The following is an 18,066-nucleotide window of genomic DNA, read 5'->3' on the forward strand; positions in this document are numbered from 1 at the left end:
CTGTTGGGGCGAAACATACACCATCGTGCGCCTGCGTGGTCGTGGAAAACCCTTGAAAACCTTGGAGTGAAACCGGTGAGGGACTGCTTGCCCACCCGAACTAGGGGTTGCCTGGTGGTGCTGAGGCCATTCCGGCTTTGAATAGCCCGGCCCTGCGGGGCCCCTGTCAGGTATCGCCCTCGACAGTAAGCCGGACCTCCACCTCGTCCCCGGTGCTGAGGCGCGCGGCGGTCCGGACGGTTTTCTTCACGGGCAGCAGGTAGGATCCGCTCTTGGAGTCGGGGAAGAGGGAGGTCTGCCACTCGTGGCCGCCGACGCCGGCCGTCACCCTCACCGAGCCGAAACCCTTGCGGAGCAGGGCCGTCGTCTCACGGATCTCGTCGGCGACGTCCAGCGGCAGGGTGATGAAGTGCCAGCCCGCTTCCCCGGGGTAGAGCCACAGTTCGGAGCGGAACGTATACGAGGTGGTCACGGTCCGAGTATCGCACTCCGTCACAATAGTTATTGGATTTAATTAGGTAAGGCTCAGCTAATAAAATCGCCGAATGACCACGCAGCTTGATTTCGCGCGGGCGTCCTTTGCCGCGGATCTGGCAAATTACGGAGACAGCCCCGCCATACTCTCCGCCAACGGATCCCTGACCTACCGGGAGCTGGCAGACCGCGTCACCGCGATGGCACGCCGGCTGGGGCCCGTCCGCCGCCTGGTGGCGCTGGCGGCAGCGAACGACCTTGACTCGCTCGTGGCGTACCTGGCCGCCCTCGTGGCCGGCCACCCGCTGATCCTTTTGCCTGAGGACAAGCCTGCAGCCCTCGATTCGATTGTCGCTGCGTACGATCCCGACGTCGTCCTGCGTCCCGGCGGCGGAAGCACGGTCCTGGAGGAGCGCAGGCCGGGCACGCTGCACGAACTGCACCCCGACCTCGCCTTGCTGCTCAGCACGTCAGGCTCCACCGGCTCGCCCAAGCTCGTGCGGCTCTCCCACAAGAACCTGCAGGCCAACGCTGAGTCCATCGCCGAATACCTCCGCATAGGCGCCGGGGACCGGGCGATGACCACCCTGCCGATGTCCTACTGCTATGGGCTGTCGGTGATCAACAGCCATCTGCTTCGCGGCGCCGGGCTCGTCCTCACCGACCTGTCCGTGGTTGACCCCTGCTTCTGGGACCTGTTCCGTCACCACGGTGCAACGTCCTTCGCGGCAGTTCCGTACACGTTTGAACTCCTGGAGCGGGTCGGCTTTTCCGACATGGCACTGCCCGGCCTGCGCTACGTCACCCAGGCCGGCGGCCGGCTCGCGCCCGACAAGGTGCGCAGCTACGCCGAGCTGGGACGCCGGAACGGCTGGGACCTGTTCGTCATGTACGGCCAAACGGAGGCCACCGCCCGGATGGCCTACCTGCCGCCGGAACTGGCCACTACCGTGCCCGGCGCCATTGGCATCCCGGTACCCGGCGGGGATTTCCGCATCGACTCCGTCCCCGGGCTCGCGGACGGGGAACTCGTGTACACCGGACCGAACGTCATGCTGGGCTACGCGGAACGTCCCGGCGACCTGGCGTTGGGCCGGACCATCCCTGAACTGCGCACCGGGGACCTGGCCCGCAGGCACCCCACCGGAGTGTACGAAGTGGTGGGCAGGCGCAGCAGGTTCGTGAAAATCGTGGGACTGCGCGTCGATCTGGGGCAGGTCGAGAGGATCCTGGCCGACCTCGGAGTCCAGGCCGCCAGCGCAGGAACGGACGAAGGACTGGTGGTCGCCGTTGAAGGCGACCACGACACTCGGCTGCTGGGCAAGGTCCTGGCGCAAGGGCTGGGGCTGCCGCGGACGGCATTGGAGATCCACGCCGTCGAACACCTCCCCCGGCTGGGCACCGGCAAACTGGACTACCCCGCGGTCCTGGCGCTCCGACGGCCGGCGGCCGGACCGGCCGGGACGGCAGGACCGACGGGCGCGGCCGGACCGACGGGCGCGGCCGGACCGACGGGCGCGGCAGGACCGACGGGCGCGGCCGGACCGACGGGCGCGGCCGGACCGACGGGCGCGGCCGGACCGACGGGCGCGGCTGTAAAAAGCGCGGGGAACGTCAGGACCATCTTCGCCGAGACGCTCGAATGTACCGACGTCGGCGACGACGATACGTTCGTAAGCCTCGGCGGCGACTCGCTGTCCTACGTGGCGGCCTCCGTCAGGCTCGAGCAGGTGCTGGGCCACCTTCCCGCAGACTGGCATGTCACGCCGGTCCGCGATTTGGAGCCGCGTCCCCGCAGTGTGCCGCGCCGTAAAATCCGGCGGTTCTTCGCGCCGCTCGAGACCGGCATCGTCCTCAGGGCGGTCGCGATTGTGTGCATCGTCGGCACGCACGTGGGTCTCTTCAGCTGGCAGGGTACGGCGCACGTTCTCATGGCCGTGGCTGGCTACAACTTCGCCCGGTTCCAGGTTGCCGGCGCGCGCCTTCCCCGGCTGCGAAGGCAGCTCACCAGCCTGGCCAGGGTGGTGATACCGAGCATGGCCTTCATCGCCGTCGCCTACCTGGTCACCGACCGCTACAGCCTCGCCAACATCCTGCTGCTCAACGCCATCATCGGGCCGGAAGCGGTGACCACCCAGTGGCATTTCTGGTTCGTCGAGGTGCTGGTGTACATCCTGGTGGCGATGACAGCCCTGCTCGCCATCCCCTGGGCAAGCCGGGCCGAGCAGCGCTTTCCACTGCTCTTCCCCCTGGCGCTGACCGGCGTCGGGCTGCTCACCCGCTTTGAGCTGATCGATCCCGGAGTGCCGAACACCGCCCCCGCACTGTGGCTCTTCGCCCTCGGGTGGGCCATTGCGCGGACCCGGAACGTGGGCCAGCGGTGCGCGGTGTCTGTCCTTGCAGTCCTGACCGTCCCCGGCTTCTTCGAGAACGCGACCCGCGAGGGGACACTGCTCGCCGGGCTCCTGCTGCTGATCTGGTTGCGGAGCATCCCCGTGCCCAGGGGTTTGCGAGGGCTGACCGTCATGCTGGCCAGCGCCTCACTCTACGCATATCTGGTTCATTGGCTGGTCTATCCGCCGCTCGCCCCGGTCAGTCCGGCGTTGGCTGTTGCTGCCTCGCTGGCCGCCGGCGTGGCGTATTGGGCGCTGTCCATGCGGGTGATGGGCATGGTGAGCCGCTGGCGGATCGCCCGCGCAGGCACCTCCGCCGGGCACCGCGCCGGGGCCGCGGCGTAAGCGGCGTAGCCGGCCGCCTGGCCGTTTAGACCGGCTGGAGCTCCCGTGCCGCCACCGCAGAGATGAGCATGGAACCGGCGGCCATGACGGGGTCAATCACCGGTATCCCCAGCCGGCGCCGCAGCACGTCCGCCATGCCGATGCTTGTCAGCCCGGTACTCGCCTCCACGATGACGTCTGCTCCCGCGTCAACCAGCATGTGGGCGGCGGCCAGGGAGTCAAAAATGCCTGTCGGCATAAGAAAACCCTCTGGCGTTTCCACATTCCCCGGACCGTCGATCAGCAGCATGCGGTCCCCAAGTGCCTCCGAAATCGGACCAGGCACCGCGTCTTTGAGCCCCAGCACGCCCACGCGCCCGCCGAACGTGAGCGCAGCCGCCGCGGCAGCGGACCCCGCGCCGATCACCGGGATGCGCACCACGGAGCGCACCTCGGCGAGGCCAGGATCGGCAGCGCAGCTGATGATCAGGGCGTCAACGTCGCCGGCCATCTCGAGGGCCAACTCCACAACCTTCGGAACGGCCGCCCGGAGCGACTCCGCGTTGTAGACACCTGACGGCTGGCCGGGAATGCACCGCGACATCACATCGAAGCCGAACGATTCCTGCAGCAGCTTCCCGTGCGAATTGAGCAGACGCCGGTCTGACGTCGTCAAAGCCCGGATGACACCTACACGCATGATTCATGCCTTCCCCAAATGGATCCTGTGGTTCCACCGTAGCCAGTCAATATTTCCTGGGGTTTGCGGGGAAATGACCATCGGAAACACGAACGCCACGCCACTCCGCAACCAATCGAACAGCGCGAACGGACACTTGAGGCCCCAATTTCCGTTCGCGTTGGGGGCTTAAGTGTCCGTTCGCGCTTCCGGGATCAGGGGGATCAGGGCGATCAGGGCTGGCGGACGCGCAGCAGCTCGGGCGCGGGCTCCGCGTCCGGATCAGTTTGGCCAGCCGTCCCCCGGAGTGTGGCCCGCACGGCGTGGGCGACGACGGCACCCAGCCCGCCGTCGTCGGGCGCGCCTTTCTCCAGCACCGTCTGCCGCACGCTGCGCTGCTCCGCGGCCCCGGTTCCGCGCTCCAGAATCGACGCGACCCCCGAGCGCACAAGCTCCAGCTCGCCCTGCTCGGTCAGCACAGGTTCCAGGTAATCCACCAGGGAGTTCACGACGTCGGCGGCCGGCGCCGGACGGAAGCTGCCGAAATCCAGCAGCTCGCCGCAGAGACCGAAATTGCTGGCCTGCCACGAGGCCATCCTCAGCAGCACGGTGGGGACCGGCGCGGGTTCGACCCCTTCAAGTGCTTCCCTGCCGGCTGATTCCACCATCGCCCTCACCAGGACGGCGATCAGCGCTGCGTCCTCGGCGCGGAGGCAGACGTCGGCGACCCTGACCTCCACGGTGGGATGGTTGCGGGACAGCCGCGCATCGAAATAGATCATGCCCTCGTCGAGCATCACGCCGCTCTCCAGCAGACGGGTCACCACCCGCCGGTACGCGGAGAGGCTGCCGTAGATGCCTGAGGGGCCGGCGGTCGGCCACCGGTTCCAGGCCTGGGTCCGGTAACTCTCAAAACCGGTTTCAAGCCCGTTCCAGAACGGCGAGTTGGCGCTGATCGCCGTCAGCACTGCCAATTTGTCCCGGATCCGATCCAGAATCGCCACGCCCTCATCCTGCGATTCGATATAGGTGTGGACATGGAAGCCGCAGGTGAGCTGCTCCCGTGCCGTCAGGCCAAAACGCTCCAGCATGCGCGCGTAGCGGGGGTCCGGTGTGGTGTGGCTGGCCAGGGCGAGCGGGGATGTGGCCAGCGCAGCCACCCGCGCACTCTGTTTCTGGGCGGCCGCATCCGCCATGGAACGGCCGGCGCGGATCTGCCGGAGCAGTTCGTCGTAGTCCAGGCACGGGCGGGTCTGCGTTTCGATCTGCTCGAGCTTGAGCTCGAAGCTCAGGCCCATCCCGCTGTCGTCGAACCCGGTTTCGCCTTGGGACTCAAAGAAGCGCGGCTTGTCAGGGGCGTCGTCGGCGGCGAGCTTCCGGCCGGCGAGCAGGGCGTCAGCGAGCGCGAGTGGCTCCCCGGTCTCCGGGTCCACAATCAGCAGTTCTTCCTCGACCCCAAAAGTCCGCATGCCTACATTGTCCGTCAGACCAGCCAAAACGTCCCGGACATGACGAAGCGCGAACGGACACTTAAGGCCCTGATCCTCCGGGTTCGCGGGGGCTTAAGTGTCCGTTCGCGCCCGACGGCGGGGCTTAAGTGTCCGTTCGCGCTGTCGGTCAGTCCTGGAAGTACTCGATCTTGGCGCCGATGGTGTTCAGGCGCTCGGCCAGATCCTCATAGCCGCGCTCAATCACGTAGATGTTCCGCAGCTCGGACACGCCCCGCGCCGCGAGCATGGCCAGCAGCAGGCAGGCGGCCGGGCGCAGGGCCGGCGGGCAGCCCACCTCCGCGGCGCGCCACCGGGTGGGACCGTTCACGTAGATGCGGTGCGGATCCAGGAGCTGCACGCGTGCCCCGAGCTTGTTCAGCTCGGTAAGGTAGATGGCCCGGTTCTCGTAGACCCAGTCATGGATCATTGTCTGGCCCTCGGCGTTGCCCGCGATCACGGCGAAGAACGGCAGATTGTCGATGTTCAGCCCGGGGAACGGCATGGGATGGATTTTGTCCTCCGGCGCCCGCAGCTCCGAGGGTTTGGTGGTCACATCCACGAGCCGGGTGCGGCCGTTGCGGGCCATGTACTCCCCTGACACCTCCAGCTGCTGGCCCATCTGCTCCAGCGTGGCCAGCTCGATCTCCATGAATTCGATGGGCACCCGGCGGATGGTCACCTCCGAGTTGGTGACGATCCCGGCGGTGATGAGGCTCATGGCCTCGATGGGGTCTTCCGAAGGGAAGTATTCGATGTCGACGTCGATGGCCGGTTTGCCGGTGATCTTCAGCGTGGTGGTGCCGACGCCCTCGATCTCGACTCCCAGCCTCTCCAGGTAGAAGCAGAGGTCCTGCACCATGTAGTTGGGGCTGGCGTTGCGGATGACCGTGGTGCCGCAGCGGTGGGCAGCAGCCATGATGGCGTTTTCGGTGACGGTATCGCCGCGCTCTGTCAGCACGAAAGAACGGTCGAGGACGTCGGACGGGGGCGCCTGCACGGTGTAGAAGCCTGCAGTGGCTTCCACGGACAGCCCGAACTGCCGCAGCGCCTGCATGTGCGGCTCCACGGTGCGGGTCCCCAGGTCGCAGCCGCCGGCGTAGGGCAGCCGGTATTCATCCGCCTCATCCAGCAGCGGGCCGAGAAGCATGATCACGCTGCGGGTGCGGCGCGCGGCCTCAACATCCATGGACTCCAGGTCCAGCTCGGCGGGCCGGCGGAGCTGGAGATCGTTGTCGTTGAGCCACGTGCATTCGACGCCGATGCTGCTCAGGACCTCGACGATCCGGTTGACTTCCTCGATGCGGGCCAGGCGGCGCAGGGTGGTGGTGCCGCGGTTGATAAGGCTGGCGCAAAGGAGCGCGACGCCGGCATTCTTGCTGGTGTTGACGTCAACGGAGCCGGAGAGTGTCCGGCCCCCTTCCACGCGGAGGTGGGTCATCTGGGACTTGCCGAGGTTGACGATGCTGCGGCCGAAGATCGTCTCCAGGCGCTGGATCATCTTAAGGCTCAGATTCTGCTTGCCCTGCTCCATTCGTGCCACGGCGCTTTGGCTGGTTCCGAGTTCAGCGGCGAGCTGGCCCTGGGTCCAGCCCTTCTCTCCGCGGGCGTCGCGGAGCAGGAGGCCAACGTGTTCGGCAGTCTCTTGTGTCATGGTTCAAAAATATCATAAGTGATCTATTTCAGCGAGAAATGCACCCTCTACAGCCGTAGAATGGCCCTAAAGCGGCAGACTACCCGCCTCATGCGATAAAAGCCAGTCTACCGGCTGCAGTCGCAACGGGGCGGGAGGTCCAGCCGCGGCGCGGCTGGCACGGGCCCTGCGCACCGGTCCGCTCCGCTTGCGCGGGGGCCTTGACCAAGGAACGACTCGGGAGCAAGCTAGCACTTAGCGGTTGCGGCCGGATTGAGGAATGGGAGGCCGCCGTGTCCTTTTTCAGTTCCGCGGCGCTCCGCAACAAGCGCCCAACCAGGCAACAGGCCACCGCCCTGCTGTCCTTCCTGATCGCGACGGCGGTGGGATTCGTCCCCGGCCCCCGCCTGGACGACGGCTCGCCGCCAAGGTCATCCGTGACCCAGCCGTCCCCGGCGACATCTGCCACCGGCCCTGCTCCGGCGGCAACCCCCGATCCCACATCCTCGGTGCCGGCCCCGACCACGCAGGCGCAGCCTGCTGGTCCGTCGTGGGGCGGCACACCACTGCTGGGCAACGACGTGTCCTGGCCGCAATGCACCGCGGCGCTCCCCGAGGACCCGGCCTTCGCGATCGTCGGCGTCAACAACGGGCTGGCCAACACCACCAACCCGTGCCTGCACGAGCAGCTGGAGTGGGCAGAGACCGCACTGGGCGGGACGGCGCAGCCCGAGGTCGCCCTATACGTCAACACGGCCAACCCCGGTCATGACGGATCCTGGTGGCCGAGAAGCAACGACTACGGCGGCCAGACTGTTGCCAACCCCTACGGTACCTGCACCGGAGGGGAAGACGCAGCCTGCGCGTACATGTACGGCTACGCCAAGGCTTTCGACGACGCCTTCCTCCGCACCGTCTCGGACCCGGAGGAATACCTGTGGTGGCTGGACGTGGAGACCGGCAACACGTGGTCCCGGGACCAAAACGCCAACAGGGCAGACCTCGAAGGCATGACGGACTTCTTCCACAGCATAGGCGCGGCGGTGGGCGTCTACTCGACAGGTTCGCAGTGGGGGCAGATCGTCGGCACCGTCAGCGAAGACAGCAGCCTCTACAGCCTGCCCAGCTGGCTCGCCGGTGCCCACACCGTGGACGGAGCCAAGAGCAACTGCTCGCTCCCTCCCCTGACCTCCGGCGGTAAAGTCACGCTCACGCAGTTCGTCGCCAAGGGCTTCGACTACAACTACTCCTGCATCTAGGCACGGCCCGGAGCGGCACGGCGGCGCGCGGAATGTAAACCTACGGCCCCTCCAGCCACACCATGTTCCACGTGCCCGCCCATACGGCGGCAACCACGGCGCCGGCCGCGATTGCCAGTCCGCCGAGCAGCACCCAGACGTCCAGGCTGCTGTAGGTCGATCCGCGGGCCCAGGTCCTGCCCGCACCGCCGAAGCCGCGGGCCTCCATGGTGACGGCGAGGCGGGTCGCGCGGCGAATGGCCTGGACCAGCAGCCCGAAACTTTGGCCCAGGGTGGCGCGCAGCCGCTGCCACGGGTTGCCGCGGGATCCAACGCCGCGGGCACGCCGGGCCATGCCGATGGTCTGCCATTCCTCCGCCATGAGGCCCACGAGCCGCATGGCCGCCAGCGTTCCCAAGACGAAGCGGTGCGGCAGGCGGGCCTTCTGCGCCAGCGCATCGGCGAGGTCGGTGGGGTCGGTGCAGCTCATGAGCAGCACCGCCGGCAGCGCAATCGCCAGGCCCCGGAGCAGGAAACCCAGCCCCAGCTCAAGGGAGCCTTCGCTCATGGACCAGATTCCGACGTCGAGCAGTATCCCTCCGCTGTCCGGCGCGAGGATTGAGGTGCTCCAGCCGCCCACGGCGGCCGCGACGATCAGCGGCCAGCCGCGCTGCCAGAGGAGCGTCAACGTAAGGCCAGCCAGCGGGAAGAGCAGCAGTTCGCAGGCCAGTGCCACGGAGGCGGACATCCAGTCGATCGACAGCGCGAGGACCAGGGTGATGAGGAAGACGGCCGCGAGTTTGGCCAGCGGGTTGGCCCGGGTCAGCAGGGCCCGGTTCCCGGCAATTGTCAGGGCGGCCCTCATGGAGTGGCCGCCTTCGGTGTCCCGACGCCCGACGGACCCACGCCGGACGGACCGACGCCGGGGGCACGGAGTTCCGGTGCGCCCAGTTTGAGCTCGGTGCCGCCCAGCACCTGGGTGAATTCCTGGTCGTGCGTCACTGACACCACGGCGGTGCCGGCGTCGAGCAGTTCGGACAGGAAGGAGGCGAGCTCCGCCCAGGTGTTGGCGTCCTGGCCGAACGTCGGCTCGTCGAGGATCAGGACCTGCGGGTGGGCCGCCAGGACGGTGGCCACCGAGAGCCGCCGCTTTTCCCCGCCCGAGAGCGTGTACGGGTTGGCGTCCACGAGGTCGGTCAGCCGCAGCCTTTCGAGCAGTTCGTCCACCCGCTCTTCGCCGTGGCCCAGGTGCCGCGGGCCAAACTGCAGCTCGTCGAGGACCCGGCCGGTGACGAACTGGTGCTCAGGTTCCTGGAAGACCGTGCCGATCCTGGCGATCAGCTGTTCGGCCCGCCACTTGTAGGGATCGATTCCGGCTCCGCGGCTCAGCTCCACGGCGGCGGACACCTTGCCCTCGATAGGAGGGAGCAGGCCGGCGAGCGTCAGCGCGAACGTGGATTTGCCCGCACCGTTGGCCCCCGTGATGGTCAACGCTTCACCGGCGCGGACCTGCGCCGTGATGTTCCGCTGCACGGGCTGCGGCGGAACGGACGTGAAGCCGCGTCTCCGCGGACGCTCGCGGGAAACGCTGACGCCCTCGGCCGCGAGGAGCAGCTGGCCGGGCGCGACGTCCAGCTGGTTCCTCGCGCCTGCGAGGCCGCCGGGCGACCGCTGCCGGGTGGGCGGAACGTAGCCCGGAACCCAGACCCCGGCGGCGATCAGCATCTCGCGCGCCTGCACCAGGACCTGGTCGGGAGTGCCGTCGATCAGCACGGCCGGCTGCGTGGCAGAGCCAGGCTGCAGCACGATGATCCGGTCCACGAGGTCTTTCCACACCGCAACCCGGTGCTCCACCACCACCAGCGTTGCGCCGGTCTTGTCGAGGCAGCGGCCCACGGCATCGCGGACCTCCAGGACGCCTGCCGGGTCCAGGTTGGCGGTCGGCTCGTCCAGCAGGATGAGCCCGGGGCGCATCGCCAGGATGCCGGCCAGCGCGAGGCGCTGCTTCTGGCCCCCGGACAGGGCCGACGTCGGGTGGTCCAGCGGAAGGTGCGCGAGCCCGACGTCGTCCAATGCCTCGTGCACGCGGCTCCAGATGGCGTCGCGGGGCACCGAGAGGTTTTCGGCGCCGAAGGCGACGTCGTCGCCGAGGCGGGAGAGGACCACCTGCGTTTCGGGGTCCTGCTGCACGAGTCCGGCGCGGCCGCGCTGGGCGCGCGGCGGCTCGCCGTCGATCAGGAGGCTGCCGCTTTCGTCCGCGTCGTCGCTGTCGGCGGACCCGCCGTCGTCGGCTGTGCTGCTTCCGGAGGTGCTGTCACCCAGCACGCCGGCGAGGGCGTGCAGCAGGGTGGATTTGCCGGCGCCCGAGGGCCCCAGGAGCAGCACCCGCTCCCCCGGGCGGATGTCCAGGTCCAGGGCGTTGACGGCAGGTGTGGTGCGGCCGGCGTGGCGCCAGCCCCAGCCGCGGGCGGTGACCGCGGCGGGGCGGACACCGCCGTCGTGTTCTCGGGGCATCAGTTGAAGACGGGCTCCGTAGCTGCCTTGCGGGACGCGAATGAGCTCAGCACCCCGGTCCTGGCCAGCCCGCGGGTGGCGATCCAGGACAGCGCACCGGCGATGATGGCGCCCGAGATGGCGGTGAAGATGATGTAGGCCAGCTTGTCCCCGGCCGCGTAGGCGATGTTCCAGCCCCAGGGAGCGAACGCATCGTTCAGGCCGCAGAACAGCCCTGCGCCTGCGCCGGCCAGCAGCGAAACGGGCAGGTTGAACTTCTTGTACCTGAAGGCTGCAAACACGAGTTCCGCGCCCAGGCCCTGCAGGATGCCGGAGATCAGCACGGTGGTGCCGTACTGGGATCCCATGATCAGCTCACCGGTGGCGGCCACGGCTTCGCAGAACAGCGCCGCGCCGGGCTTGCGGATGATGAGCATGCCGAGCACCGCCGGGATCATCCAGCCGCCGGCGTAGAGGCCGGTGAGCGGCGGGTAGACCGCGTTGATGGGGGCGGAGATGAGGTTGGCGCCCTGGGACCAGGCCCAGAAGATCACGCCGCCGGCGACGGCGATCAGTGCCGCCACGACGATGTCGGCCACGCGCCAGTTGTAACCGGTCTTCTTGATTGCTGCAGTTGTCATGATGGTCCTCCTGAGGATCAGGAGGGGAAAGCGCTCCCCGGCTGCGGGCGGTGGGACTGCCTGCTGCCGGACACTCTGAGAACTCGACTCCCTTGCGCCGGTACTAGCCGGATCAGGTTCGAGGGTCTGCGGCTGTCCGCACTCTCAGCGCCCTTCCGCGGTTCCCTGGCAATGCCAGTGATGCCCGACGGCGGCGCTCCCCTGTCGTAATAAATCTGCCCTTGTGGGCTGATCCAGTTTACACCGGTACAGCCCCGGCAGCCCTGGGCTGCAGTCACATTCCGGGTACATTGGGGCCATGACGCATGAGGATTCCGGCAGCAACGCCGCGCCCGCCTTTGACCCCGACTCTCCGGAGGAACAGCCCGGAGGCGCCCTGGAGGCCATGATCGGGCGGATTGAGGGGGAAATGGCCGAGCTGCAGTTCCCCCGGTTCAGCAAGGATGATGCCCTGGCGCTGGGGCTCCAGCTGGTTGAAATGGGCAAGGAAGGCAATCTGCCCATTGCCATCGACATCATCAAGGGGGACCAGGTTCTCTTCCATGTGGCGCTCGAGGGCGCCACACCGGACAACGAGGGCTGGGTGCGGGCCAAGCAGCGGACTGCGGCGCGCTACGAGGAGCCGTCCCTGCTGGTGGGCCTGCGCGGCCGGCTGGGCGGGGGCAGGATCGAGGACAATGCGTGGTTCGACCAGTCAACCTACGCTGCCCACGGCGGGGCCTTCCCCGTGTACGTGCGCGGGGTCGGAGCCGTGGCGGTCGTAACGGTCTCCGGGCTGCCGCAGGTGGCGGACCACGACCTGGTAGTTCAGGCGCTGCGGGAAATCCACCGTTCCATGCGGCTAGGCTAGGGGAAGACCAGTATTCGTGACGCAAGGAGTTCCGGAATGAGTTTCTTCATCAAGCTGCTTGGCACTGGCGTCAGCCTGCTGGCAGGATTCGCCGGCACCAAGGCCGTGGATACCATCTGGGAAAAGGTCACCGGCCGGAAGCCCCCCAAGGGCGACAAGGACGACGTCCCCACCACGCTGCGAACGGCCCTGACATTCGCCCTCATTTCCGCATCAGTCAGCGCCGTCATCCAGGTGCTGGCCAACCGCGGCACGCAACGGGCCATCACCCGCTTCGCCAAGTCCCAGGACATCGTCTAGCAGCAAGGCCGGCGGCGCTGCCTCGTGCTGCGCAAACTCTTCCCAAGTCTTGACCAAACGCTGCAGCCAACCGCCGCAAACCTTGATCGGGGCCACACATCATGGACGCAACAGGCAACCAAAACCTCGACTGCGAAAGTGATGATCACAGTGGCGACGAAGGCAGAAAAATCGAACTACCGCTACAGCGACTTCTACTGCTTCATGTCGCTTGCTGACTTCACCACCTACATCTCACGTGATGACGGGGACGGTGACGGCTGCTTTTCAATCAGCGGCAGCCGCGAGCCTGCCCTCTAAGGGACGTTCCTGACCGCCAGCCCTGGCCGGTCTGCTGTTCCTCCGCGGCATCACGTTCAGGGCGGAGTACGCCGGAGCCGCAATAGGAGGTAGCCTTTCCGCAAGGCGGGAAGCGGTGCAGCTCCCGTACGCGCTGCATCATCCTGCCGTGCCTTCACCGGCTACTGGGAGCAGGAATGATGGACGTTCCTCCACTGATATGGGTGCTGACCGTCGCAGGAATCGTTGCGCTGCTGGTCTTCGACTTCATTTTCCACGTCCGCCGCGCGCACATTCCAACTCTCAAGGAAGCGGTCATCTGGTCCTCGGTCTATGTGGGGATCGCGCTCTGCTTCGGGCTCGGAGTTTCCGTCTTCGGAGGGGCATCACCCGGCGCAGAGTATTTCGCGGGCTACATCACCGAGAAGGCGCTGTCAGTGGACAACCTGTTCGTCTTCCTGGTGATCATGAACAGCTTTGGGGTGCCGCGCGAAGACCAGCAGAAGGTGCTGCTGTTCGGCATAGCGTTTGCGCTGGTTGCGCGCACGGTCTTCATTCTCCTCGGGGCTGCGCTGATCACCACCTTCGCCTGGGTCTTCTATCTCTTCGGACTGATCCTGCTGATCACCGCGGGCAACATGTTCAGGCCCGAAGGCACGGAGGAAAAATCCGCGGACAACATCATGACCCGGCTAACCCAGCGGCTGTTTCACACCGCTGACTACTACGACGGCGACAAGCTGCTCACGCTGCAGGACGGCAAACGCACCCTGACACCGATGCTGCTCGTGATGGTCGCAATCGCCGGCACCGACATTCTCTTCGCGCTGGATTCGATCCCGGCGATCTTTGGCCTGACCCAGGACGTCTTCATCGTGTTCACGGCGAACGCGTTTGCGCTCCTTGGCCTTCGCCAGCTGTACTTCCTGATCGACGGCCTGCTGAACCGGCTCATCTTCCTCTCCTACGGTCTGGCGCTGATCCTGGGATTCATCGGCGTGAAACTCATGCTCCATGCCCTGCATGAAAACAACGTGCCGTTCATCAATGACGGCGAACCGGTGCCGGTAGTCGAGTTCGATACTGCGCTGTCGCTGACAGTGATCACTGCCGTGCTGGGCGTCACCGTTCTGGCGTCCCTGCTCAGTCCGCGCGGGAAGGTTCGAGCGGCCGTTTCCGCCGCCCGCCGCGATGTCGTCAACTACCTGGACCCCGCTTACACCGCGGACCCCGGGGAACGGAACCGGATCTTCGCGAAACTGCTCGCGGAAGAGCAGCAGCTCCGCAGGATCGGACCCAAACACCGGAAACCGGCAAAGGACGAAAAGGAAGTGATGGAGCTGATCGCCCAGGCCCGCCAGCAACACGATGAGAACACCCCGGCAAAGGACCACCCGAAGCAGGACCGCTTCGACGGACCGGACAACGGCAGCCGTTGAGCCACGCAGCTGTTATCTGGCGATCATGACGTTGCAGTGTGCGTGGGTCAGAACGCTGGCCAAGGTTCCTGGATGGCCTTCGCGCCGGCGTGCACCCAATACCAGCAGTTCAGCATCAGCCCCCGCGTCGACCAGCACGGCGGACACGGAGTGACCGGAGAGAAGTTCCTCCGACACAGCCAGTCCTGGGTCGAGCCCCTGTACGTGGAGCATGGCGTTGCGCAGGACGTCACGGCCATGAAACTGCGAGGGCGAGTGACGCCCCCAGGCCGGCATCGGCGGGTCCACGTGGACAATCCGCAACTTCGTCTGCAGGGTCTGCGCCGCGCTGACTGCCTGTTCAAGGACCTTGCTGCTCCTCAGGTGCCCGTCCACGCAGGCGATCACCGGTTTTCCCTCCTCACGCGCGGCGCGGACCACCACCACCGAGGCGGGACACGTGGCCGCCAAGCCGACGGACACGGAACCGACCAGCTTGCCGAGGAAGCCTCCCAGGCCGCGGCTGCCCACCACAAGCAGGTCCGCATCGAGGGATTCCCGGCGCAGCACATCCGCGGGCAGGCCGGCGACCATCCGCGGCTCGATTTCCAGATCGGGGGCGATCCCGCGGGCAACGTCCACGCCCTCGGAGAGAATTGCCTCGGCTGCGTGCCGCAACCCGCTGTCGGCAACTCCCTTCACGGGTCCCACGTCGTGGGTGAACATGGGCCAAATCCACGCGTGGACGAGGCGCAGGACGGCCTGCGATGCCAACGCATACTCCGCGGCCCAGCTGAGGGCCAGCTTGGACTGGTCCGAGCCGTCATAGCCGACTGCTACCTTCATGCCCATTGTTACCGGCCCCCTGACTCCCCACGCCAGCTCACGCGGACCCCGCGGAAGGCCTCCGTGCCGCTCGCTGGTCCTATTGAATTTAACGCCCCCATGTCCCTGGATCTTCCCCGCGAGAGGGCTGCAGCACGTCCAGTTTCTCGGACCGTGAGATGGTTCCCGCCGCCCCATCCACCGTCACCGCAGCGCCGGTGTGCAGGCGGGTGGTGGCGTCCGGGACGCCCACCACGGCAGGAATGCCGTACTCGCGGGCCACGACTGCCCCGTGCGAGATCACTCCGCCCATCTCCATGACCAGGGCTCCGGCCGTCAGGAAGAGCGGTGTCCAGCCCGGATCCGTGGAGGGCGCCACCAGGATTTCCCCGGGTTCCAGGTGCGCGCCAACGGGGTCCAGGATGACGCGCACCCTGCCGGTGGCAGTGCCGGCGGAGGCGGGCGTGCCCGTCAGCACTCCCTCTGAGGGGGGCTCCGCCGTGGGCGCCAGCGCAGCCTCGACGTCGGTCCCGTCGGAGAGCAGCAGGCGGGGAATGTGCCGCCGGCGCAGTTCCAGATCGTATTGCCGGCGGCGGCTGCCCACGATGCCGGACAGGTCGGCGCCCCGCAGCCCCACGCGGAGTTCGTCGAAGGTGAGGAAGAAGACGTCCTCCGGGGCCGCAATCCGCTGTGTTCCGGCCAGGTCCTTGCCCACCTCGGCGAGTTGCCGGTGCATCTCACCCAGGATCACCACGATGTTGAACTTCGGCAGCTCCCGCAGACCAGCCAACTGCCTGGTTCGGTGCAGGCAGAAGCCCACCAGCCGGCTCCGGAGCCTCCCCTTCGCCCGGGCCTTTCCGACCATGCGGCGCATGGCGGCCTCCGCCTGTTCGGCGGCGCGGGCGAACTGCCGGTCCGGGGCCTGCTCCGGGTCCTCCACGCGGAGATAGTTGGCGATCATGCCCAGGACATGGTCCGGATGATCTGACCACCGCGGCATCCCGAGGTCGATTTCCCCCACCGCCCGGTGGCCGTACTTGCCCAGGAACCCGCGAATAGCATTCTGCGCCGGTGCGGGAAGCGTGCCGGCACTGTAATCCCGGGCGAGGTCCTCCGGGCTTTTTCCGAGGAAGGCCGCCCGGGAATCGGGATGCCTGCCCAGTGACGCGGCCAGTCGCCACAGTTCCAGATCCATTTCGGTGGTGACATTGTGCGGCAGCCCGCGAAGGACGGCTTCCAGCTCCCTGGGCTCTACGATGCCGCGAAGCAGCCGGCGGGCGTCGGCCAACAGCAGGTAGCCGGCGGCGGGGGCGGGCAGGGTTGCGCCGATCAGTTCCTCGACCGTCCCGTGCATGGCCCCTTCGACATAATCGAGCCGTTGTTCGCTGGTTGCAGCGGCTGCGTTGCTGGCCACGCCGGCCTGGAGCCGCTTCCCGTAGGCATGCGCACGGCGTAGCTCCGCTTCCGGCCGCACCACCGCCCGGACCATGGCGGGCAGCATCATGGCCGTCGTGGCAAAGTTCCGCACGCCGCGGGCGCTGCGCTTCCTTTGGCCCTTGGGCTGCTGGTTGCGGTTACCGGCGTGCCGCTCCTTCCGGACAGCGAAGCGGGGATCCTCCATCAGCGCCGGGAGAAGGGCGGCGGACCTGCCGTCCGCCAGGGGAAGCGCCTTCAGCAGTGTCTGCCTGCCGCGTTTGCTGTGGAAGGCGGGGGTCAGGTCCACGTAGAGCCGCAAACCGGGGGTGGCGTACTGCCGCCACGGCCCCTGGTCGCCCCGCATGAGGTTCAGCGCGGTGAGCCCCATGGGGGTGATGGGCCGGGTCAGGCCCTGCAGGAGTGAGCCGCACAGGTAGACGCGGGTCTCCTCTCCGGCCGGCGTTTCCGCGTAGTCCTCGGAGCCAGGCATGAATCCGGCGGCGGGACTCCCCGCTTGCAGTGGCACTGGCAGGGGCACGGGCAGCGGATACAGCGTGGTGACGGGACGCGACTGGGTCAGCCAGACCGTTCCGCTGCGGTCAATGACCCATTCCACGTCCTGGGGTGCACCGAGGAGGCGCTGGACGGCCGTGCCGAGCGAAGTGAGTTCGCGGAGCTGCTGCGCGTCCAGAACCGGCCGGCGCGCGCCGCCGTCGTGCTGGATACCGTCGTGGTGGGTCCCGGCCACCAGCCGGCCGCTGGCCGTGTGGATCTGGAAATGATCGGGATTGACCGCGCCGGAGACCACGTCCTGTCCGGCTCCCCGGTGGGCGTCGATCACCGTCTCGCCACGGGTTCCGGTCACGGGATTGGCGGTGAACAGGACGCCCGCCGCCGCGGCTTCCACAAAATCCTGAACGACGACGGCGAGACTCACCTCGCGCTGGCTGATCCCGTTGGCTGCCCGGTACACCACCGCCCGGTCGCTCCAGAGCGACGCCGAGCAGCGGCGAACCGCATCCAGCACCCCGTCGGCCCCGGTGACGTCCACGAAGGTGTCCTGCTGACCGGCAAAGCTGGCGAAAGGCAGGTCCTCGGCCGTGGCGGAGGAGCGCACGGCCACGGCCGGCCCGCCGCCCTTCCCCTGCTCCCGCCCCGCGGTGCCCATGGCAGCGTAGGCGGTACGGACGGCGGCATCCACCTCCGGCGGCATCGGTGCCGCGTTAACGAGTTCCCTGGCCTCCAGTGCAAGCCTGCTCAGGTGTTCGGCATCCCCGGGATCGAGGCTCTCGAGACGGGCCGCGAGGACCCCCACTTCCGCCGACACAGCCGAGCGGTAGGCGGAGGTGGTCAGGCAAAATCCGGCGGGCACCGGAAGCCCGGCAGCAGCAATCTTGCCGAGATTCAGCGCCTTCCCGCCCACGCGGGCGAGCGGCTGGAACCCAAGGTGGTGCAGCTCCACCACGAGCCTGTCCTGGGAATCGTGACGGGCGGAATCCTTGCCCGGGTGGTCCATACTTTGCTCCTGCGAACTGTCCGCGGCCTCACCGTTGAGGATGCCGATCACGCTAGACCCAGAGCGGAGGCCGCGCAATATCCCACGAAACCGGGACAGC

General features: G+C 67.4%; 15 protein-coding genes and 1 riboswitch. Of the genes, 6 read left to right on the forward strand and 9 right to left on the reverse strand.

Annotated features, from left to right (window positions below):
• Positions 1 to 166 precede the first annotated feature (166 nt).
• Entirely contained in the window at positions 167 to 472 is a 306-nt protein-coding gene (locus JYA52_RS08130) for a DUF1905 domain-containing protein (protein WP_205652700.1), read from the reverse strand.
• A gap of 73 nt (positions 473 to 545) precedes the next feature.
• Here JYA52_RS08130 and JYA52_RS08135 point away from each other — a divergent pair, with 73 nt between their 5' ends.
• Positions 546 to 3,212: an AMP-binding protein gene (locus JYA52_RS08135; protein ID WP_205652701.1), complete on the forward strand. Its 2,667-nt coding sequence runs from the start codon at positions 546 to 548 to the stop codon at positions 3,210 to 3,212.
• A gap of 25 nt (positions 3,213 to 3,237) precedes the next feature.
• Here JYA52_RS08135 and JYA52_RS08140 read toward each other — a convergent pair whose 3' ends face one another.
• From JYA52_RS08140 to JYA52_RS08150, 3 genes are all read right to left on the reverse strand, one after another.
• Positions 3,238 to 3,891: an aspartate/glutamate racemase family protein gene (locus JYA52_RS08140; RefSeq protein WP_205652702.1), complete on the reverse strand. Its 654-nt coding sequence runs from the start codon at positions 3,889 to 3,891 to the stop codon at positions 3,238 to 3,240.
• Positions 3,892 to 4,103: 212 nt separating this feature from the next.
• Entirely contained in the window at positions 4,104 to 5,339 is a 1,236-nt protein-coding gene (locus JYA52_RS08145) for a glutamate--cysteine ligase 2 (RefSeq protein ID WP_205652703.1), read from the reverse strand.
• 148 nt (positions 5,340 to 5,487) lie between these two features.
• Positions 5,488 to 7,011 carry a UDP-N-acetylglucosamine 1-carboxyvinyltransferase gene (locus tag JYA52_RS08150; RefSeq protein WP_205652704.1) on the reverse strand — a complete coding sequence of 508 codons (1,524 nt, stop codon included), beginning with the start codon at positions 7,009 to 7,011 and terminating at the stop codon, positions 5,488 to 5,490.
• A gap of 272 nt (positions 7,012 to 7,283) precedes the next feature.
• Here JYA52_RS08150 and JYA52_RS08155 point away from each other — a divergent pair, with 272 nt between their 5' ends.
• On the forward strand, positions 7,284 to 8,249 hold the full coding sequence (locus JYA52_RS08155; RefSeq protein WP_205652705.1) for a hypothetical protein: 966 nt from the start codon (positions 7,284 to 7,286) through the stop codon (positions 8,247 to 8,249).
• A 40-nt stretch (positions 8,250 to 8,289) separates the two neighbouring features.
• On the opposite strand, the gene JYA52_RS08160 is transcribed toward JYA52_RS08155, so the two are convergent.
• From JYA52_RS08160 to JYA52_RS08170, 3 genes are read right to left on the reverse strand one after another with little or no spacing between them, the layout of a single operon-like run.
• On the reverse strand, positions 8,290 to 9,093 hold the full coding sequence (locus JYA52_RS08160) for an energy-coupling factor transporter transmembrane component T family protein (RefSeq protein WP_205652706.1): 804 nt from the start codon (positions 9,091 to 9,093) through the stop codon (positions 8,290 to 8,292).
• The gene (locus tag JYA52_RS08165) at positions 9,090 to 10,742 is read right to left on the reverse strand and encodes an ABC transporter ATP-binding protein (RefSeq protein ID WP_205652707.1); all 1,653 of its coding nucleotides are present in this window, start codon (positions 10,740 to 10,742) and stop codon (positions 9,090 to 9,092) included. Before JYA52_RS08165 ends, JYA52_RS08160 begins: the two co-directional genes overlap by 4 nt.
• Positions 10,742 to 11,362 carry an ECF transporter S component gene (locus tag JYA52_RS08170; RefSeq protein ID WP_205652708.1) on the reverse strand — a complete coding sequence of 207 codons (621 nt, stop codon included), beginning with the start codon at positions 11,360 to 11,362 and terminating at the stop codon, positions 10,742 to 10,744. Before JYA52_RS08170 ends, JYA52_RS08165 begins: the two co-directional genes overlap by 1 nt.
• Positions 11,363 to 11,433: 71 nt before the next feature.
• A riboswitch (TPP riboswitch) is annotated at positions 11,434 to 11,575 on the reverse strand.
• A gap of 85 nt (positions 11,576 to 11,660) precedes the next feature.
• On the opposite strand from JYA52_RS08170, the gene JYA52_RS08175 reads away from it, so the two are divergent.
• The 4 genes from JYA52_RS08175 to JYA52_RS08190 all read left to right on the forward strand — a co-directional run bounded on the left by JYA52_RS08175 (position 11,661) and on the right by JYA52_RS08190 (position 14,230).
• Complete coding sequence (locus JYA52_RS08175; RefSeq protein WP_205652709.1) at positions 11,661 to 12,212, forward strand: heme-degrading domain-containing protein; 552 nt, start codon at positions 11,661 to 11,663, stop codon at positions 12,210 to 12,212.
• Positions 12,213 to 12,248: 36 nt separating this feature from the next.
• Positions 12,249 to 12,512, forward strand: a complete 264-nt coding sequence (locus JYA52_RS08180; RefSeq protein WP_205652710.1) for a DUF4235 domain-containing protein — start codon at positions 12,249 to 12,251, stop codon at positions 12,510 to 12,512.
• Between the two features lie 24 nt (positions 12,513 to 12,536).
• Positions 12,537 to 12,812, forward strand: a complete 276-nt coding sequence (locus JYA52_RS08185) for a hypothetical protein (RefSeq protein ID WP_205652741.1) — start codon at positions 12,537 to 12,539, stop codon at positions 12,810 to 12,812.
• A gap of 179 nt (positions 12,813 to 12,991) precedes the next feature.
• Positions 12,992 to 14,230: a TerC family protein gene (locus JYA52_RS08190; protein WP_205652711.1), complete on the forward strand. Its 1,239-nt coding sequence runs from the start codon at positions 12,992 to 12,994 to the stop codon at positions 14,228 to 14,230.
• A gap of 12 nt (positions 14,231 to 14,242) precedes the next feature.
• Here JYA52_RS08190 and JYA52_RS08195 read toward each other — a convergent pair whose 3' ends face one another.
• Both JYA52_RS08195 and JYA52_RS08200 read right to left on the reverse strand, forming a co-directional pair.
• The gene (locus tag JYA52_RS08195; protein ID WP_205652712.1) at positions 14,243 to 15,055 is read right to left on the reverse strand and encodes a universal stress protein; all 813 of its coding nucleotides are present in this window, start codon (positions 15,053 to 15,055) and stop codon (positions 14,243 to 14,245) included.
• A gap of 88 nt (positions 15,056 to 15,143) precedes the next feature.
• Positions 15,144 to 17,966, reverse strand: coding sequence for a PEP/pyruvate-binding domain-containing protein (locus tag JYA52_RS08200; protein ID WP_205652713.1), 2,823 nt, complete (start codon positions 17,964 to 17,966; stop codon positions 15,144 to 15,146).
• Positions 17,967 to 18,066 lie beyond the last annotated feature (100 nt).

Source organism: Arthrobacter pascens (genome assembly GCF_017052465.1).
In the GTDB taxonomy this organism is placed as follows: Bacteria; Actinomycetota; Actinomycetes; order Actinomycetales; family Micrococcaceae; genus Arthrobacter; species Arthrobacter pascens.